20 protein-coding genes are annotated in these 16,167 nt (G+C 72.3%); 10 read left to right on the top strand and 10 right to left on the bottom strand.

What is annotated here, in order from left to right; genetic code table 11:
* Positions 1–64: 64 nt before the first annotated feature.
* Together G6W55_RS25765 and G6W55_RS25760 are read right to left on the bottom strand one after the other, a co-directional pair.
* On the bottom strand, positions 65–538 hold the full coding sequence (locus G6W55_RS25765; protein WP_175523202.1) for a hypothetical protein: 474 nt from the start codon (positions 536–538) through the stop codon (positions 65–67).
* Complete coding sequence (locus tag G6W55_RS25760) at positions 472–1,788, bottom strand: helix-turn-helix transcriptional regulator (RefSeq protein ID WP_254876445.1); 1,317 nt, start codon at positions 1,786–1,788, stop codon at positions 472–474. Before G6W55_RS25760 ends, G6W55_RS25765 begins: the two co-directional genes overlap by 67 nt.
* A 147-nt stretch (positions 1,789–1,935) precedes the next feature.
* Here G6W55_RS25760 and G6W55_RS39620 point away from each other — a divergent pair, with 147 nt between their 5' ends.
* From G6W55_RS39620 to G6W55_RS25740, 4 genes are read left to right on the top strand one after another with little or no spacing between them, the layout of a single operon-like run.
* Positions 1,936–2,505: an ATP-binding protein gene (locus G6W55_RS39620; protein ID WP_375372471.1), complete on the top strand. Its 570-nt coding sequence runs from the start codon at positions 1,936–1,938 to the stop codon at positions 2,503–2,505.
* Positions 2,506–2,551: 46 nt separating this feature from the next.
* On the top strand, positions 2,552–3,580 hold the full coding sequence (locus tag G6W55_RS25750) for a radical SAM protein (RefSeq protein WP_175523200.1): 1,029 nt from the start codon (positions 2,552–2,554) through the stop codon (positions 3,578–3,580).
* Positions 3,577–4,215 carry a thymidylate kinase gene (locus tag G6W55_RS25745; RefSeq protein WP_175523199.1) on the top strand — a complete coding sequence of 213 codons (639 nt, stop codon included), beginning with the start codon at positions 3,577–3,579 and terminating at the stop codon, positions 4,213–4,215. Before G6W55_RS25750 ends, G6W55_RS25745 begins: the two co-directional genes overlap by 4 nt.
* On the top strand, positions 4,212–4,646 hold the full coding sequence (locus G6W55_RS25740) for an NUDIX hydrolase (RefSeq protein ID WP_175523198.1): 435 nt from the start codon (positions 4,212–4,214) through the stop codon (positions 4,644–4,646). Before G6W55_RS25745 ends, G6W55_RS25740 begins: the two co-directional genes overlap by 4 nt.
* Positions 4,647–4,662: 16 nt before the next feature.
* Here the strand turns inward: G6W55_RS25740 and G6W55_RS25735 are convergent, their stop codons facing one another.
* Together G6W55_RS25735 and G6W55_RS25730 are read right to left on the bottom strand one after the other, a co-directional pair.
* Entirely contained in the window at positions 4,663–5,172 is a 510-nt protein-coding gene (locus G6W55_RS25735) for a MarR family winged helix-turn-helix transcriptional regulator (RefSeq protein ID WP_030784727.1), read from the bottom strand.
* An 11-nt stretch (positions 5,173–5,183) separates the two neighbouring features.
* Positions 5,184–6,443 carry an MFS transporter gene (locus tag G6W55_RS25730; RefSeq protein WP_175523197.1) on the bottom strand — a complete coding sequence of 420 codons (1,260 nt, stop codon included), beginning with the start codon at positions 6,441–6,443 and terminating at the stop codon, positions 5,184–5,186.
* Positions 6,444–6,543: 100 nt separating this feature from the next.
* On the opposite strand from G6W55_RS25730, the gene G6W55_RS25725 reads away from it, so the two are divergent.
* Positions 6,544–7,536: a DUF5937 family protein gene (locus G6W55_RS25725; RefSeq protein WP_175523196.1), complete on the top strand. Its 993-nt coding sequence runs from the start codon at positions 6,544–6,546 to the stop codon at positions 7,534–7,536.
* Between the two features lie 21 nt (positions 7,537–7,557).
* On the opposite strand, the gene G6W55_RS25720 is transcribed toward G6W55_RS25725, so the two are convergent.
* The 3 genes from G6W55_RS25720 to G6W55_RS25710 all read right to left on the bottom strand — a co-directional run bounded on the left by G6W55_RS25720 (position 7,558) and on the right by G6W55_RS25710 (position 9,530).
* Positions 7,558–8,550, bottom strand: coding sequence for a matrixin family metalloprotease (locus tag G6W55_RS25720; RefSeq protein WP_030784718.1), 993 nt, complete (start codon positions 8,548–8,550; stop codon positions 7,558–7,560).
* 345 nt (positions 8,551–8,895) lie between these two features.
* Positions 8,896–9,189: an MTH1187 family thiamine-binding protein gene (locus G6W55_RS25715; protein WP_175523195.1), complete on the bottom strand. Its 294-nt coding sequence runs from the start codon at positions 9,187–9,189 to the stop codon at positions 8,896–8,898.
* A complete protein-coding gene (locus G6W55_RS25710) occupies positions 9,186–9,530 on the bottom strand; it encodes a DUF3817 domain-containing protein (RefSeq protein WP_175523194.1) in 345 nt (114 codons plus the stop codon). The genes G6W55_RS25715 and G6W55_RS25710 overlap by 4 nt, the downstream gene beginning before the upstream one ends.
* A gap of 210 nt (positions 9,531–9,740) precedes the next feature.
* Between G6W55_RS25710 and G6W55_RS25705 the strand changes: the two genes are divergently transcribed.
* The 4 genes from G6W55_RS25705 (at position 9,741) to G6W55_RS25690 (ending at position 12,385) form a co-directional block, all read left to right on the top strand.
* A complete protein-coding gene (locus G6W55_RS25705) occupies positions 9,741–10,373 on the top strand; it encodes an AIM24 family protein (protein ID WP_030784710.1) in 633 nt (210 codons plus the stop codon).
* A gap of 1 nt (position 10,374) precedes the next feature.
* On the top strand, positions 10,375–11,025 hold the full coding sequence (locus G6W55_RS25700; protein ID WP_175523193.1) for an AIM24 family protein: 651 nt from the start codon (positions 10,375–10,377) through the stop codon (positions 11,023–11,025).
* Entirely contained in the window at positions 11,022–11,816 is a 795-nt protein-coding gene (locus G6W55_RS25695; protein ID WP_175523192.1) for an AIM24 family protein, read from the top strand. Before G6W55_RS25700 ends, G6W55_RS25695 begins: the two co-directional genes overlap by 4 nt.
* Positions 11,817–11,908: 92 nt before the next feature.
* Positions 11,909–12,385 carry a MarR family winged helix-turn-helix transcriptional regulator gene (locus G6W55_RS25690; RefSeq protein ID WP_030784701.1) on the top strand — a complete coding sequence of 159 codons (477 nt, stop codon included), beginning with the start codon at positions 11,909–11,911 and terminating at the stop codon, positions 12,383–12,385.
* 27 nt (positions 12,386–12,412) lie between these two features.
* On the opposite strand, the gene G6W55_RS25685 is transcribed toward G6W55_RS25690, so the two are convergent.
* Positions 12,413–13,804: a HAMP domain-containing sensor histidine kinase gene (locus tag G6W55_RS25685; protein ID WP_175523191.1), complete on the bottom strand. Its 1,392-nt coding sequence runs from the start codon at positions 13,802–13,804 to the stop codon at positions 12,413–12,415.
* Positions 13,801–14,478, bottom strand: coding sequence for a response regulator transcription factor (locus G6W55_RS25680; protein ID WP_175523190.1), 678 nt, complete (start codon positions 14,476–14,478; stop codon positions 13,801–13,803). The genes G6W55_RS25685 and G6W55_RS25680 overlap by 4 nt, the downstream gene beginning before the upstream one ends.
* A gap of 116 nt (positions 14,479–14,594) precedes the next feature.
* On the opposite strand from G6W55_RS25680, the gene G6W55_RS25675 reads away from it, so the two are divergent.
* Positions 14,595–15,191 (top strand): PepSY domain-containing protein, encoded by a 597-nt coding sequence (locus G6W55_RS25675; RefSeq protein WP_175523189.1) that lies wholly within the window; start codon positions 14,595–14,597, stop codon positions 15,189–15,191.
* A 13-nt stretch (positions 15,192–15,204) separates the two neighbouring features.
* On the opposite strand, the gene meaB is transcribed toward G6W55_RS25675, so the two are convergent.
* Entirely contained in the window at positions 15,205–16,161 is a 957-nt protein-coding gene (gene meaB / locus G6W55_RS25670; RefSeq protein ID WP_175523188.1) for a methylmalonyl Co-A mutase-associated GTPase MeaB, read from the bottom strand.
* Between the last annotated feature and the right edge of the window lie 6 nt (positions 16,162–16,167).

Genomic DNA, 16,167 nt, shown 5'->3' with positions numbered 1-16,167 from the left:
AGCGTAACGGGCTGTTCCGGGCGATCTTGCCGGGGGTCGGTCCGTTCGCCGCGAGGGCGCCGGATCAGCGAGTGGCGCCCTCCGGCCACAGGATCCGCACCGGGGTGCCGTGACGCTCCGCGTACGCGACCACGTCCGCCGTACCGCCGAACCCCCGGGCGGGCTCGCCGTCCCACACCGCCAGGAGTTCGTCGGCCAGGCCCACCAGGATCTCCGAGCCGGCCATGTGCGCCTCGGGCGTCGACTCGTCCATACCGGTCACATGGGTGGCGGACGCCTTCCCCAGCAGGGCGTCGAAGGTCGCGTGGTGCCACTCGGGAAGCGCGTCGCGGTATCCGACAGCCGGAACGACCACCTCAAGACGGCCACCGTGCTCCACCACGGCCTCGGCGAACCATGCGTCGGGGCCGTCCGCGATGCACGAAACACCGACCAGCTCGGCAGCGTCGTAGGCACGCACCGCCGCCACGATCATCTCCCGCACACTCCGCCCCACGTCCGCCCCGAGCCCCCGGTGCCCGGTGATCCCCACCCGCATGACTGTCCTCCTAAAGATGAACGCCGTGCAGGCGCTCGTCGAAGTCGCGCACCACCCTGGGCGGCGAGCCGGTCGTGAGAGTACGGCGCACCGCGCGAGCCTGCTCCACGATGCGCCCGGACCTGTACGTCAGCCCGGTGTCGAGTGCCCGCCGGGCGAGTGCGAATGCCGATTCGACGCGTCCACCGGCGAGGTGTCCGGCGGCGATGTCGAGCACCAGGAGCGCGCTGCTTCGCGTGGCCGACGGTGAGGGCCTCCACGTCGTCCGACAGCACCCAGTCCGCCCGGCCGAGCCGCGCCCCACAGGTCACCCGGCACGCGGTCACCTTCTCCGGGCCGAAGGAGAACACCCAGGGCCAGGGCGGCGGGTCCTCGGGCAGCGCCTCGGCCGCCGTACGGCTCGCGACGAGCGCCCTGTCGGCCGAGCGGCCGTCGCCGTGGGCGGCATGGGCGAGGGCTTCCACGGACAGCAGCCACGCGTCTGCGACCGGTGGCCGACGGTCCCCGAGCACGCGTCGGGCTCGCCTTGCCAGGTTCAGAGCCTCGGCGCCGTTGCCCGCGTGCGCCTCGAACTGGGCCAGGCTGCCTGCCTGATAGGCCGTCAGGAGCGGATCCCCGGCCGTCCGTGCCGCTTTGACGGCCGAGCCGTACCAGGCACGCGCAGACCCGTGGTCGCCCATGTCCCAGGCCAGCCACCCGGCGAGACTCGCGGCCTCGCTGCCGACCGCTGCGAGACGGTTGCGGTCGCCTTCGCCCGTCGCTGCGACGGTGACGCTCTGGATGAGCCGCATGTGCGACTTCACGGCCTCGGAGAGATCTCGGGACGGCGTGGAGGCGTCGAGTCGCCGGTACGCCGAGGTCGGCAGCCGCAGCGCGGCGATCTGACCGCCTGCCGCACCGGCCCTGTCGGGCAGTGCCGCCAGTACCGGTGTCGCCGCTGTCGCCGCGACGCCCCCGAGAAATTTTCGTCGGTCCACGTCGTCATCACCGTTCGCATGCCCCTGTGGGCGACTGTCCGCGAGCCCCACCAATGTCGGCGGAATGCCCAGGTGTGCGGACGCCGCTGCCAGGACGTCCGTGCCGTACGTACGCGTGCCACGCTTCTCCAGCCGGGAGACGGCCGACTGCGAAAGACCGATCGCCCCGCCGAGCTGCGCCTGAGTCATGCGCCGGTCCTGCCGGACAAGTTCGATGACCTTGCCGTAGTCCCCGGCCCGGGACGCCTCCCGGATCGCTGTCGCCTGCCACATCACCGCACACCCCCACGTTACGAGTCCCCATGGCGCCGAACGCCTGCCCGTACCGCACGGCTCATATCCGTATGCGGGTGCCGCATCTGTGATGGTCCCACAGCACTGAGTAACCGTTCACTGGTCGTCAGGACAGCAACGCGCCCCATGCCAGGGGCCGTTCTGGACCGGGCGGCCGCCCCGCACCCCTTCGTGGGACGGCCGCCGCATCCCCAGCCGCCCGAACGTGAGGCCGCGATGACCAACATGACTTCTAGAGGACCGGCGTCCGCCGTCCCGCAACCGCACGCCCACGGGGGCGGCGACGGGGGCGGACATCCCCGCCATGACGTGGGACTCGTCTGCCTCCCTTCGAGCGCGACCCGGGCACGCAGGACAGCGCGGACCACGGTGGAGCGCTGGGGTCTTCCGGCAGAGCTCGTCGCGGACGTCGAGCTGGTCACGTGCGAGCTGGTCACCAACGCGATCCGTCATTCCGGCGCACACAACCCGAAGGAACCCGGGCGCTGCCGTCTGGCCCTGGAGCGACCGACTCCGGACACCGTCCGGATCGAGGTCACCGACCGTTCCCCGGCCCGGCCGGTGAAACGCGAGCCCGGCAAGAGCGAGACCGGCGGCCGCGGCCTGGCCCTTGTGGAGGCACTCGCCCTCGACTGGGGCGTGACCCTGCGCCCGGTCGGCAAGTCCGTCTGGGCCGTGCTGAGAGCCCGGACGTGAGCTCGGCCAACACCATCAGCTCGACACGACCATCGGAGGACAGCACATGACCATCCCGATCCTGTCGGCCTCGTCTCCGCACGCCACCGACTGGACGGCACTGCGGAACTTCGCCGCGTTGCGCGGGCAGTTCCGGGTGTCCCTGACCCCGCTCTGCAACGAGGCATGCTGGTTCTGCCACAACGAGGGAGACGTACCGCCGCCCCGCACCCGGCTGCACCGCGAGGACCGCCCGCGCCCCGGAGAGCTCAGGCCCGACGACTACCTCAGGGTGCTCCATGACGTGATCGCCGCGGGGCTGAAGCGCGTCTACTTCACCGGCGGTGAACCGCTCCTCTCCCCGCTCGCCCGGCCGGTCCTCACGGGACTGCCCGACGCGGGCGCCGACGGTTCGTACACGCTAATCACGAATGGCAGTCTCATCCGCCGCAACGCGGCGTGGCTGGCCACCACACGCGTGGACAAGGTGAAGGTCTCCCTTCACTACTTCTCCGACGCCAGCCTGTACGAGATCGCGGGCGTGCGTTTCGGCATCGGCCGGATCCTCGACGGCATCGACGCGGCCCGGGAGATGTTCGAACGGGTGGAACTGAACACTCTTCTCCAGCGCGAGAACGCCCACGAGATCCTGCCCATCCTGGCCTACGCCTTGGAACGACGGCTCCCGGTGCAGTTCATCGAGCTGGTGGACACCGACTTCAACGACTCCCGCCGTCACTCGGCCGTCCCGGCCGACGGGCTTGTCCAGCACCTTCGGACCCTCACCACCGACGAGCGCACCGAGATCGCCGGAGTCGGCCAGGGCCGCCGCGTCTTCCGCATCGACGGCGTGGAGATCGACGTCATCCAGCGGGAGCTGGGGCGCCATCACGTCGGACAGTGCGGTACCTGCCCTCTCAAGCCGCGGTGCGTCGAAGGGTTCTGGTCGCTGCGACTGGACCACGCCGGCGGCGTACAGCCGTGCCTGCTGCGCGACGATCTGCGCCTGGACGTCCGGCCCCATCTCGCCCAACAGCACGACATCGCTTCGGTGGTCGCCCGCCACCTGACCTCTTTCACCGAGGGCACCCTGTGAGCCGCCTGCACGGCGCCCACAGGCCCGGCGCGCCCACCCGGAGGAACGGCCCGTTCATCGTCCTGGAAGGAATCTCCGGCATCGGGAAATCCACCCTCGCCCGCCTTCTCACAGAGCGCCTGGACGCCGGAACCCTGCACACCGTGCCCGACTTCTACATGCCGTGGGCACCGGTCATGAATGCGCGCACGCGTGCCCTGCCGCAGTTCGCCTTCTATCTCTCCGGTGTCCTCCACGCCGCCGATGTCATCCGGAACCACGGGGAACGCGGGCCCGTCGTCGCCGATCGCTTCGTCTCGTCGGTGCTCGCGTACCACTCCGCCGTCCACGAACTCGACATGGCGCAGGTCGCCGATCTGCTCGTCCCGTTCCGCCCGTATCTCCCCACCCCCGACCGCACGTTCTACCTGCGGTGCACGGACCGAACACTCCACGCCCGCATGGCCGGCAAGAAGGACTACAACCAGGACGACCACGACATGATCACGGTCCCCGGGCGTCTCGAACGGCTCCGCTTCAATTTCGACAAGGTGGCAGCGGACGATCCCACGGCGGTCATCATCGACACGGACGACCGCACTCCCGGCGAACTGGTCGACACCGTCACCGCACACCTGGCAGAACTGAGTGCATGACCGACAGCCCGAACCTTCAGAACGCGTCCGTCGTCGTCGCCCTCGACGAGGGCGGACGCGTCGCCGTACTCAGTTCGCGCGACGCCCGGCACGGGGAGGTGTTCCTTCCCGGCGGCAGGCAGGACCCGGGCGAGGACGCCGAGCAGTGTGCGCGCCGTGAGCTTCGGGAGGAAGCGGGGGTCACCGCCACGAAGTGGCGTCACCTCGGCACCTACGCCATCACTCTCGGCAGTGAAGCGAGGATCTCCCTCTACCTCGCCGAAGAGCTCACGCTCGGCCCCCAGGAACTCAACGACACCGAGAGGGACTTCAAGCTCACCTGGTGGCCCCTGCCCGACGCGATCGCCGCGGCCGCCGAGGGCCGCTTTCTGCTGCCCGCGGGCCCCCTCGCGCTGCTGCTCGCCGACCGGCTGCTCAGGACGAGCGGCTGACGCGTCGGCGGGCCCTCTACTCGTCCTCGAAATCCCGTGCCGCCACCCGCAAGGGGCGCAGCATTGCGAAGATTTCTGCGCATTCCTCCGCGTCGTACGCGCCGAGGCCGAAGTCCATGGCCATCAGGTCGCGGGTGGCGGACTCGACGACCTCTCGGCCCTTGTCCGTGATGACGGCGAGGGTGCCGCGGCCGTCGTTGGGGTTGGGGCGTCGGGCGACCAGGCCGGAGCGGACCAGGCGGTCGACGGTGTTGGTCACCGAGGTGGGGTGCACCTGGAGCCGTTCGCCGATCTTCGACATGGTCAGCTCGCCCTCCTTGGAGAAGGTGAGCAGCACCAGCGCCTCGTAGCGGGCGAAGGTCAGCCCGTACGGCTTGACGACCGCGTCCACCTCGGCGAGGAGGATCTGGTGGGCGCGCATGATCGAGGTGATCGCGGCCATGGACGGCACGCTGCCCCAGCGCTGCTTCCAGAGCTCGTCGGCGCGGGCGATGGGGTCGAAAGGAAGGCTGAGCGGCTTCGGCACGGCACCAGACCCTACCCGCCGGTCATATCCTGGTCAGCCCCGTCTCGGCTTTCGGTCCGCCGGGCCTCCCGGGCCAGCAGCAGACAGCACAGGGTGCCGAGGGCACCGGCCCCGGCGACCGCCGCCCGTACGCCCGCCAGCTCCGCCGCGACGCCCGCCAGCGCCATCCCGACGCCCTGGAAGGTCATGAGCCCGGCGGTGAGCAGGGTCATCGCCCGGCCGCGCAGTTCCTCCGGGACGGCCCGCACGAACCACTGGTCGACCCCGAGGGTGTACGCCGTCCCGGCGCCGGAGACCACCAGCAGCAGGAGGGAGACGGCGAGGCCGGGGCGCAGGGCGAAGCCGAGGTAGGGCAGCAGGGTGAGGCAGACCAGCGGCAGGGCGATCCGCTCGCGGGCGGCGGGGCGGAGCCGGGACCCCGCGTACAGCTCGCCCGCGATCGTGCCGACCGGCAGCGCGCACATCAGCAGGCCGAGCGCGATCGGCCCGGCGCCCAGCTCGTCGGTGTACGGCGCCGCCAGGGCCTCCGGCGCGACCGAGAACACCGGCGGGATCCAGGTGAGCAGGAGCAGCACCCGTACCCGCCGGTCGACCAGCACCAGCCGGGCGCCCTTGAGCGAGTCCCGGACCAGCGTGCCGTCGGCGCGGGAGCGGGCGGGGCGACGGCGGGTGCCCAGGCGCAGGATCGCGGCGGAGGCCAGGAAGGTGCCGACGGTCACCAGCAGGGCCTGGCGCGGCGCGGCGACGGTGAGCAGCAGACCGCCGAGCCCGTAGCCGGCCAGCAGCGCGCTCTGCGAGACGATCCGCAGCAGGGAACGGCCGAGGACGAACAGGTCGCCGTCGCCGAGGATGTCGGCGAGCGTCGCCATCCGGGTGCCGCCGAACACCGGGGAGACGACGGCCAGGGCGCAGCGCAGGGCGAGCAGCACGGCCAGCGGCGCCCCCGGCACGGCCATCGGTACGACGCACAGCGCGCACACCAGATCGCAGACCACCAGTACCCGGCGGGCCGGGAAGCGGTCGGCGACGCCCGCGAGCAGGGTGCCGCCGACGACGTAGGGCAGGAAGCCCAGGGCGAAGGTGAGCGCGCTCATCAGCGGGGAGCCGGTGAGGTCGTAGACGAGGACCGCGAGGGCGATCTCGGCGACGACCACGCCGAGCAGGGAGAGCGTGTGGGCGGCGAACACGGCGCGGAACTCGGGGACGGCGAGGACGCGCGCGTACCCGGTCGGGGGTGCGGCCTGCGGGGCGGGGGTGGTGACCTCTGGCATGTCGGGCAGCGTGCTCAATGAGGGCCGCGCGGCCTATAGTTTCGGCCCTGGCCGAATGTTCCGGCCGGCACCCGACTCCCGTCGCCCCGGAGGAGGCCCCGTGCCCTCGCGTCTGCACTTCGGCGAGGACGACTTCCTGCGCTGCCGTTTCGCCGTGTCCCCGCTCTGGGAGACGCAGGAGGTGGTGCGGATGCTCAAGCGACCCGAGCGGCACGGCTATCACGCGCCCTGGCTGCGGCGCGCGGCGTCGGTGGCGGCGGGCCTGGACCTCGCGGGGCTGTGGCTGCTGATGCCGCGGCGGGGCCACTCCCCCGACTGGCTGTGCCCGCCCCCGGTCGGTCCCGCCGCCTCCTTCGAGGAGGAGATCGCCGCCGTGCGGGCGAGCGATCCGGCGGCGGCGCGCACGGACACCGCCCGGTCGCTGGCCGACACCCCGGGCGCCCTCGGTTCGGCGCGCGGGCGGCGGTGGCTGGCGGACCCCGCCGGCATGGTCCGGGAGCTGGCGGACGCCCTGGAGGAGACCTGGCACACCCTGGTGGCGCCGGACTGGCCGCGGCTGCGGGCCCTGCTGGAGGCGGACGTGGCGTTCCATTCGCGCCGGCTGGCCGAGGTGGGGCTCGGCGGGCTGCTGCCGGAGATCAGCCGGCGGTTCGGCTGGCGGGCCGGGACGCTGACCGTCGAGTCCCGCGTCGTGCACGAACGGCGGCTGGACGGGCAGGGGTTGGTGCTGATGCCGAGCGTGTTCATCTGGCCGGACGTGGTGAGCACCTGGGACCCGCCGTGGCAGCCGACGCTCGTCTACCCGGCGCGCGGCATCGCCGGTCTGTGGGCCGAGCCCGAGGACCGGACCGCCCCCGAGGTGCTCGTACGGCTCCTCGGGCGCGGCCGGGCCGGGGTGCTGGCCGCGCTCGACGAACCGGCCGGCACCGTCGCCCTCGCCCACCGCCTCGGTCTCGCGCCGTCGTCGGTCTCCGCGCATCTGACACTGCTGCGGGACGCGGGACTGCTCGTCGCGCGGCGCTACGGCCATCAGGTGCTGTACGAGCGGACCCCGCTGGGGATGGCGCTGGCGACGGGCGGGACGGCCGGCTGAGTCCTCCGCACATCAAGCCGCTCAGTACAGCCGGCGCAGCCCGAGCACGTCCCCCTTGCCCAACGTGCGGGCGCTGGTGGAGCAGATGTACGAGTTCGCGTACATGGTGAGGTTGCCGTGCCCGGGGCCCGCGTGGCCGAGGCCGAAGACATGGCCCGCCTCGTGCGTGGCGACGCTGCGGATGTCGTAGGCGTTGTCGCAGGTGTCGCTGTGCGGGTTGTTGGTGAAGCGGTAGTGGCGGATGTTGAAGCGGACGTCCGCCTCGATGAGCTGGTCGGGGCGCGGTCCCGGCACCGGGTTGCTCCAGGAGCAGGTGGTGGCGACGACCCCGCTGCTGAGGTCGCCCGCGTCCCAGACGTTCAGGCCGTCGCGGGTGGTGCAGCGGGCCTCGGCGTCGACGTCGGCCTCGTGATGGGTGGCGGCCACGAACCGCGCCTTGGCCCGGACGGTGTCGGCGAAGCCGCAGTCGTTGCGGCTGGTGGTGATGGTGGCGATGGCGTCCTCGAAGGCGCGGCGGGCCTCGGCGCGGGAGATCCCGCCGGGCATCGGGCCGTCCCCGATGAACCAGTCGTAGGTGTTGTACTCCTTGCGGTCCGCGGTGGTGAACGCGGAGTCGTCGCAGGCCGCGGGCGAGTCGGCGCGGCTGCCCGCGCCCGTCGCCGCACGGTCGCCGGGTGCGGTGTGGTCGTCGTCGTAGGAGACCGTGCCGTCGGCGGCGACCCGTACGGTGAGGCCGCGGGCGGCGCCGTCCACGGTCAGCGCCTCGACGGCGACCGTGACGCCCGGTTCGGGTACGGCGACGCCGACGCCGTCCCGGGTGAGGAGCCGGCCGACGGCGGCGCAGCGGATCACCGAGGATCCGGCGGGCAGGTCGTCGACGGTGAGATCGCCCCGGGCGGGCCCGCAGCCCGGCACCCGGCCGGAGTCACCTCCGCCGGCGACGGACAGCAGCGCCGTCAGTACGAACGCCGTGACCGCCCTGCCGAGAAGTCCCGGCCCGCGCCACCCAGTCACGCATCCTCCCGCTGAACGCCAGGCCCGTCGCCTGTGATCGATCCGGGGAGACATTAACCATGGCGGGGGTGGCGAAACCCGTCACCCGGTCGCCCTATTGAGGGACTGATCAAACGGGTGTACCGTCCGCGCGGTTTCGCCGGGCGGACGCCCAAGTGCCGTGCGGGCTTTGCGGTTTGACGACTCGACAGCACACAGGTGTGCGGATCCGCGCCGGGCCGGTGGGGGCGCGGACACCCGGCCGGGCCCGTCGCGGGGCACCGGCACGGGGGCCCGGGAGGCGCCGAGATTCACCGGGATCGCCTACCTGCGGCGGTGCGGAGGCGGGCGGCGGGGTCCGGCGGGCTACTCCGCCAGGTACCGCTCCACCGTCTCCACCTTCGACGTCAGCCCGTCCGTGACGCCGGGGCGGATGTCCGCCTTGAGGACCAGGGAGACCCGCGGCGCGCGTGCCTCGACGGCGGCGACGGCGCGCCGGACGACGTCCATGACCTCGTCCCACTCGCCCTCGATCGAGGTGAACATGGCGTCGGTGCGGTGCGGCAGGCCGGACGCGCGGACCACCCGGACGGCGTCGGCGACGTACTCCCCGACGTCCTCGCCGACCCCCAGCGGGGTGACCGAGAAGGCGACGATCACGCGTTCACGACCCCGGTCCTGCGGGCGCGGGAGGCGATGACCGCGTCCTCGGCCTCACGGCGCAGCCGGCGGTCGGCGAAGAAGCCGCCGGCCGGGAGGACGGAGAACAGGAGGTAGAGGGCCGACGTCCCCAGCGACCACTTCGCGCGGTACCAGGCGAACGCCCAGAGGACCACGTAGAGGACGAACAGCACGCCGTGGATCATGCCCATGACGGGTACCGCGTTGAACTCCGTGGTCCGCTTCAGCACCGAGCAGACGAGCAGCAGCAGGAAGGACACCGCCTCGGGGGCGGAGACCAGGCGGAGGCGGCGGAGGGCGGAGGCGGTCTTCAGGTCCACGGGTCACCTTCGGGGGGTCGGCGGGGGTCAGCGAGGATCGGACAAGTCGGGCGTCATCGGCGCGGCGACTTGTGAACGCACGCACAAGCGCTCGCCCCATTGAAGCAAACGGCCACCCCGAGACCGCCCTCAGGGTCCGGTCGGGGTCGGTATCCACCCGTGGGCCCTGTTCCATCCACCCCCGCGAGGGCTACCTTTCGTCGCGTGGCGATGTTCCGACTGCAAGGCAGCAAGGTGCTGGCCGTCGACATGACCGGGGACGCCGTGAAGGCGAAGAACGGCTCGATGGTCGCGTACGACGGTCAGATGACCTTCAAGAAGCTCAGTGGCGGCGGTGAGGGCATCCGGGGGATGGTCACCCGGCGGCTCACCGGCGAGCAGATGACGGTGATGGAGGTGACAGGGCAGGGCACGTGCTGGTTCGCCGACCGCGCGTCCGAGATCAACCTCGTCCGCCTCCAGGGCGACACGCTGTACGTCGAGTCCAGCAACCTCCTCGCGACGGAGTCGGGGCTGCGCACCGGCACGAGCTTCACCGGCCTGCGCGGGGCGACCCAGGGCAACGGCCTGTTCACGACGACCGTCGAGGGGCACGGCCAGGCGGCGATCATGTCCGACGGCCCGGCCGTGGTGCTGCGGGTCAGCCCGCAGTACCCGCTGACCGTCGACCCCGGCGCGTACATCGCGCACCAGGGCGCGGTGCGGCAGTCCTTCCAGTCGGGGGTGACGTTCCGCACGTTCCTGGGCGAGGGCGGCGGCGAGGCGTTCCAGATCCGGTTCGAGGGGGACGGCTTGGTGTACGTCCAGCCGAGCGAGCGCAACACGATCGCGGGGGACGTCTGACATGGCCTTCCGAGAGATCAACTCCAAGATGCTCGAAGCCACGGTGGTTCCCGGGCAGCGGCTGTTCAGTCAGCGCGGCGCCATGCTGGCGTACCGCGGCGAGGTGTCCTTCACCCCGAACATGCAGGGCGGTCAGGGCGGGGTGATGTCCATGATCGGGCGCCGCCTGGCCAACGAGGACACCCCCCTGATGAGCGTCGAGGGCAGCGGCACGGTCCTGTTCGGGCACGGCGGCCACCATGTGCACGTGATCCGGCTCACCGGCGACACCCTGTACGTCGAGGCGGACCGGCTGCTGGCCTTCGAGGGCACGCTCCAGCAGGGCACCATGTTCCTGGGCTCGCAGGGCGGGGTGATGGGCATGGTCCGCGGCCAGGTCAGCGGCCAGGGCCTGTTCACCACGACCCTCAAGGGGCACGGCGCGGTCGCCGTCATGGCGCACGGCGGTGTCTTCGAGATCCCGATCACCCCGCAGCGCCCGGTGCACGTCGACCCGCAGGCGTACGTCGCCCACCAGGGAGACGTCCGCAACAAGCTGTCGACCGCGCTGGGCTGGCGGGACATGGTGGGGCGCGGCTCCGGTGAGGCGTTCCAGCTCGAACTGAGCGGTCATGGTGTGGTGTTCGTCCAGGCGTCGGAGGAGAAACTGTGAGCGGCTACCCCGGCGCGGGCCCCATCGTGCACGACCCCCTGACCCTCCCGGTCGACGACAACGTGAACGCGTACACCTTCTGTGTGGAGCTGAAGGGGAGCCAGTGGTTCCTCCAGAAGGGGAAGATGATCGCCTACTACGGCTCGATCGACTTCAACGGCGTCGGACACGGCCGGCTGGACCGTCTGGTGCGTACGTCGTTCCATTCGCCACTGCACGCGAGCGACTGGGTCGTGGCGGAGGGCTCGGGCAAGATGCTCCTCGCCGACCGGGCCTTCGACGTGAATTCCTACGATCTGGACGACGGCAACCTGACCATTCGCTCCGGCAATCTGCTCGCTTTTCAGCCAAGTCTCGCGTTGAAGCAATCCATCGTCCCGGGATTCCTCACGCTGATCGGAACCGGAAAGTTCGTCGCCGCGTCTAACGGTCCGGTGGTGTTCATGGAACCTCCGATCCGGGTGGACCCGCAGGCGCTCGTCGGCTGGGCCGACTGCCCCTCCCCCTGCCATCACTACGACCATGGGTACATGACCGGCGTCATGGGCGGTCTACGTGCACTGACGGGGCTGGGCGGGGCCTCCGGCGAGGAGCATCAGTTCGAGTTCGTCGGCGCCGGGACGGTGCTGCTCCAGTCGTCCGAGACGCTCATGGCCGAGCAGGCGGCGGGGGTCGTTCCGCACCAGCCGGGGGTGCCCGGCGGCGGGATGGCCGGCGGGCACGGCGGGCAGTCGGCGGGACCGCGCCTTCCCGGACAGCTCGGAGACCTCCAGCGTCGCTTCGGGCTGTGAGCGGTAGTCTGCGGAGTGTGACATCGAACGCCTGCCCACCGTCACACGACCTTCGCTAGTACGCATTTCAACATTTTAGGTAGACTTCATTCATGGAGACCGAAACGGCCACTCGCTGGCTGAACGACGCGGAGCAGTGCGCCTGGCGCACCCACCTGGAGGTCAACCGCCTGTTGACCTACCAGCTCGAAAAAGACCTCCAGCCGTTCGGCCTCACGATGAACGACTACGAGATCCTGGTGAACCTCTCCGAGTCGGACGACGTCCGTATGCGGATGAGCGACCTCGCGTCCGCCACCCTCCAGTCCAAGAGCCGTCTCTCGCACCAGATCACCCGCATGGAGAACGCGAACCTGGTACGCCGTGAGAACTGCGAGTCCGACCGCCGCGGTCTGTACGCGGTGCTGACGGAGCACGGCATGGAGACGATGCAGAAGGTCGCACCCCACCATGTGGCGTCGGTGCGGCGCCACTTCATCGACCTGCTCTCGCCCGAGGCGCTCCTCGAGCTGGACAAGTCCCTCAAGCCCATCGCGGAACACCTCCGCGGACAGCGCGGACGCCCCTAGGACCCAGGGGCCCAGGGGCGGCAGGGCCTAGACGTCCCGCGCGTCCCGGAAGACCGGCAGGCGGAGCTCGAACCGGGCCCCGCCTGCCGGCGCGTCACCCACCGTGAGCGTGCCGCCGTGCCGCACGGCCACGTCCCGGGCGATGGCCAGCCCCAGGCCCGCGCCGCCGTCGTCCCGGGCCCGCGCGTCGTCCAGCCGCACGAACCGCTCGAAGATCCGCTCCCGGTCCGCCGCGGGCACCCCGTCCCCGTCGTCGTCGACGGTGACGACCGCCCGGGCGTCCTGCCCGCGCCCCTCCGCGCGCACGGTCACCGAGACCCCGCTCCGGGCGTGCCGCCGCGCGTTGTCCAGCAGGTTGGCCAGCACCCGCCCGAGCTGCCCCCGCGAGCCGCCCGCCTCCACCGGCCCGGCGGCGGACACGGTCACCCCGGGCCGCCCCGCCGCCTCCTCCCGGGCCAGCGCCACGAGGTCGACCCGGGCGCCGGGCACCGGCCCCTCCCCCGCGTCCAGCCGGGCCAGCAGCAGCAGATCGGCGGCGAGCCGCTGGAGCCGTACGGTGTCCTCGACCGCGCCCGCCACGTCCAGCAGACCGGGATGCGCGGCACCCACCTCCAACTGGGTGCGCAGCGAGGCGATCGGGCTGCGCAGCTCGTGGGAGGCGTCGGCGACGAACCGGCGCTGGCGCTCCACGGACGCCTCCAGCGCGGCCAGCGTCTCGTTGGTGGTCCGCGCCAGCCGGGCGATCTCGTCATGGGTGTCCGGCTCGGGCACCCGGCGCCCGAGGTCGGCGGAGGCGGTGATCGCGGCCATCTCCCGCCGGATGCCCTCGACCGGCCGCAGCGCCCGCCGGGTGACCAGCCAGGTCACCCCCGCCACGACCGCGAGCAGCAGCGGGAAGCCGATCAGCATGGCGGTGAGGGCGGTGCCCACGGCGCCGCGCTCGGCGTCCAGCGGGGCGCCCGCGTACACGGTGACGGGACCGCCGTCGGGCCCCCGCACCGCGACGGCGGCGAACCGGTACGAGGCGGTGTCGCCGTCGACCGTGGCGGTGCCGTCGAGATAGCGGGTCTCGTCGTCGGTCTCCCCGGGGTCGAGGTCGTCGCCCGCGTCGTCGTCGGGGTCCGGCACGTCGATGCGCTCCAGATCCTCGCTGGAGGCGACCGCCCGGCCGCCGGTGTCCACGATCCGCACCGGCCGCTCGTCGTCGTCCATCGCGGACAGCCGGTCGTACGGCGTCCCCACCGCGAGCTGGGCGGCGACCGCCCGCGCGGAGCGCTCCGCCCGGCCGTCCGCCTGGTCGGTCAGGCTGGAGCGCAGCGCCAGCAGGACGGCGGTGCCGGCCGCGAGGAGCGCGACGGCGACGACGAGGGTGGCGCCGAGCGTCGCCCGGGCCCGCACCGAACCGAACCGGGCGCTCATCGCGCCGCCGCCGGCCGCTCCAGCCGGTACCCGGCGCCGCGCACGGTGCCGATGAGACCGGCGCCCAGCTTGCGGCGCAGGGCGCTGACGTACACCTCGACGATGTTGAGGTCGCCCTCGTAGGCGAAGTCCCAGACGTGCTCCAGGATCTCCGCCTTGGACACCACCTCCCCGGCCCGCACCACGAGCTGCTCCAGGACGGCGAACTCCTTGGCGGTGAGCACCACTTCGGTGCCGGAGAGCAGCACCCGCCGGGCGGCGGTGTCCACATGCAGCTCGCCGAGGACGTGCACGGGCGACGCCCCGGCGCCCTGGGCGCGGCGCCGCAGCAGCGCCTTGATCCGGGCGACGAGGACGACGTACGAGAAGGGCTTGGTCAGATAGTCGTCGGCGCCCGTGTCCAGGCCCTCGGCCTCGTCGTACTCGCCGTCCTTGGCGGTGAGCATCAGGATCGGCACGTCGTGGCCGGCGGCGCGCAGGGCGGCGCAGACCCGGTAGCCGTTCATCCCGGGCAGCATGATGTCGAGGACGACCAGGTCGTACGGCGTCCCGCTCGCCCGGTGCAGCCCCTCCAGGCCGTCGTGGACGACGTCCACGGCGTAGCCCTCGGCGGTCAGTCCCCTGGCCAGGGAGAGGGCGAGGCGGCGTTCGTCCTCGACGATGAGCAGGCGCATGGGGTTCAGGGTGCCAAATCCAAGCTGAAGCGGTCTTCAGGTGGCTTCAGCGTGCCTTCAGGAGGGTTCGGGCAGCGTGGGTCCCGTCGAGAAGACACCGACTCGGGAGGAACCCCATGAAGCGCACGTTCGCCGTCGCCGCCGTCGTCACGTCCCTCGCGCTCGCCGCCGCCGGCGGTACGGCGCTCGCCCTCGCGGACGACGAGCCGGACACCGGCACGGCCCGGACCGCCCACACGGTGACGGCCGCCCAGGCCGACACGACCGCCAAGGCAGACAAGGCGGACAAGGCCGACACCGCTCAGCAGACCGGCATCGCCAAGGCCCTCGCCGCCGCGCTGGCGCACACCCCCGGCACCGCCGTGGCCGCCGACCGCGAGGACGACGGCCGGGACGCCGGCGCCTGGGAGGTGGACGTGGTGACCGCCGACGGCACCGAGTACACCGTCATCGTCTCCCCCGACAGCACCGAGATCCTCGGCGCCCATCGCGACGGCGGGGACGACGACGGCCGCGAGGACCTCGCCGCCCTGAAGGGCACGACGGTGGACGCCCGCGAGGCCGCCGAGGCCGTGGCCGCCAAGGGCACGGTCACCGATGTCGAGCTGGACGACGACGGGGGCACGGCCGCCTGGAGCGTGGAGACCGCGAAGGCCGGCGCATGGACCGTCGACGCCCGCACGGGCGACGTGGCCCGGGACCTGGACGACTGAGCCGCCGGAACCGTCAGCCCTCGGTGAGGCCCGCCACCAGCTCGTCCGCCGCGCGGTACGGGTCCAGCTCGCCGGTGACGATGCGTTCCGCGAGGGAGCTGAGACGGCGGTCGCCGTGCAGGTCGCCGATGCGTTCGCGCAGGGCGGTGACGGCGATCGTCTCCACCTCGCGGGAGGCGCGGGCCCGGCGGCGCTCGGCCAGGACGCCGCGCTCCTCCATCCAGGCCCGGTGCTTCTCCAGCGCCTCGACGACCTCGTCCACGCCCTCGGCGCGGGCCGCGACCGTCTTGACGATCGGCGGCCGCCAGTCGCCCGGGGCACGGGACTGGCCGAGGCTCAGCATGTGGTTCAGCTCGCGGGCGGTGGCGTCGGCGCCGTCCCGGTCGGCCTTGTTGACGACGTAGACGTCACCGATCTCCAGGATGCCCGCCTTGGCGGCCTGGATGCCGTCGCCCATGCCCGGGGCGAGCAGCACCACCGAGGTGTCGGCCTGGGAGGCGATCTCCACCTCCGACTGGCCGACGCCGACCGTCTCGACCAGGATCACGTCGCAGCCGGCCGCGTCCAGGACGCGGATGGCCTGCGGGGCGGCCCAGGCGAGACCGCCCAGATGGCCCCGGGTGGCCATGGAGCGGATGTAGACGCCGGGGTCGGACGCGTGGTCCGACATCCGGACGCGGTCACCGAGCAGGGCGCCGCCGGAGAACGGCGAGGACGGGTCGACGGCCAGCACCCCGACCCGCCGGCCCTGCTTGCGGTAGGCCGTCACCAGCGCCGAGGTGGACGTCGACTTGCCGACGCCCGGGGAGCCGGTGAGGCCCACCACGTACGCGTTGCCCGTGAGCGGCGCGAGGGCCGCCATCACCTCCCTGAGCTGCGGGGACGCCCCCTCCACCAGGGAGATCAGCCGGGCCACGGCCCGCGGCCTGCCTTCCCTGGCCTGGGCGACCAGCGAGGGGACGTCCTGCATCACAGC

Source organism: Streptomyces sp. CAI-85 (genome assembly GCF_013363615.1).
Lineage (GTDB): Bacteria > Actinomycetota > Actinomycetes > Streptomycetales > Streptomycetaceae > Streptomyces > Streptomyces antibioticus_B.
This window is presented reverse-complemented; position numbering and strand designations above follow the sequence as displayed.

Coding starts and splice junctions, on each gene's coding strand:
- G6W55_RS25760 (WP_254876445.1), bottom strand. CDS start 1,788: ATGTGGCAGGCGACAGCGATCCGGGAGGCGTCCCGGGCCGGGGACTAC.
- G6W55_RS25740 (WP_175523198.1), top strand. CDS start 4,212: ATGACCGACAGCCCGAACCTTCAGAACGCGTCCGTCGTCGTCGCCCTC.
- G6W55_RS25765 (WP_175523202.1), bottom strand. CDS start 538: ATGCGGGTGGGGATCACCGGGCACCGGGGGCTCGGGGCGGACGTGGGG.
- G6W55_RS39620 (WP_375372471.1), top strand. CDS start 1,936: ATGCCAGGGGCCGTTCTGGACCGGGCGGCCGCCCCGCACCCCTTCGTG.
- G6W55_RS25690 (WP_030784701.1), top strand. CDS start 11,909: ATGGAGACCGAAACGGCCACTCGCTGGCTGAACGACGCGGAGCAGTGC.
- G6W55_RS25750 (WP_175523200.1), top strand. CDS start 2,552: ATGACCATCCCGATCCTGTCGGCCTCGTCTCCGCACGCCACCGACTGG.
- G6W55_RS25705 (WP_030784710.1), top strand. CDS start 9,741: ATGTTCCGACTGCAAGGCAGCAAGGTGCTGGCCGTCGACATGACCGGG.
- G6W55_RS25680 (WP_175523190.1), bottom strand. CDS start 14,478: ATGCGCCTGCTCATCGTCGAGGACGAACGCCGCCTCGCCCTCTCCCTG.
- G6W55_RS25730 (WP_175523197.1), bottom strand. CDS start 6,443: ATGCCAGAGGTCACCACCCCCGCCCCGCAGGCCGCACCCCCGACCGGG.
- meaB (WP_175523188.1), bottom strand. CDS start 16,161: ATGCAGGACGTCCCCTCGCTGGTCGCCCAGGCCAGGGAAGGCAGGCCG.
- G6W55_RS25685 (WP_175523191.1), bottom strand. CDS start 13,804: ATGAGCGCCCGGTTCGGTTCGGTGCGGGCCCGGGCGACGCTCGGCGCC.
- G6W55_RS25700 (WP_175523193.1), top strand. CDS start 10,375: ATGGCCTTCCGAGAGATCAACTCCAAGATGCTCGAAGCCACGGTGGTT.
- G6W55_RS25675 (WP_175523189.1), top strand. CDS start 14,595: ATGAAGCGCACGTTCGCCGTCGCCGCCGTCGTCACGTCCCTCGCGCTC.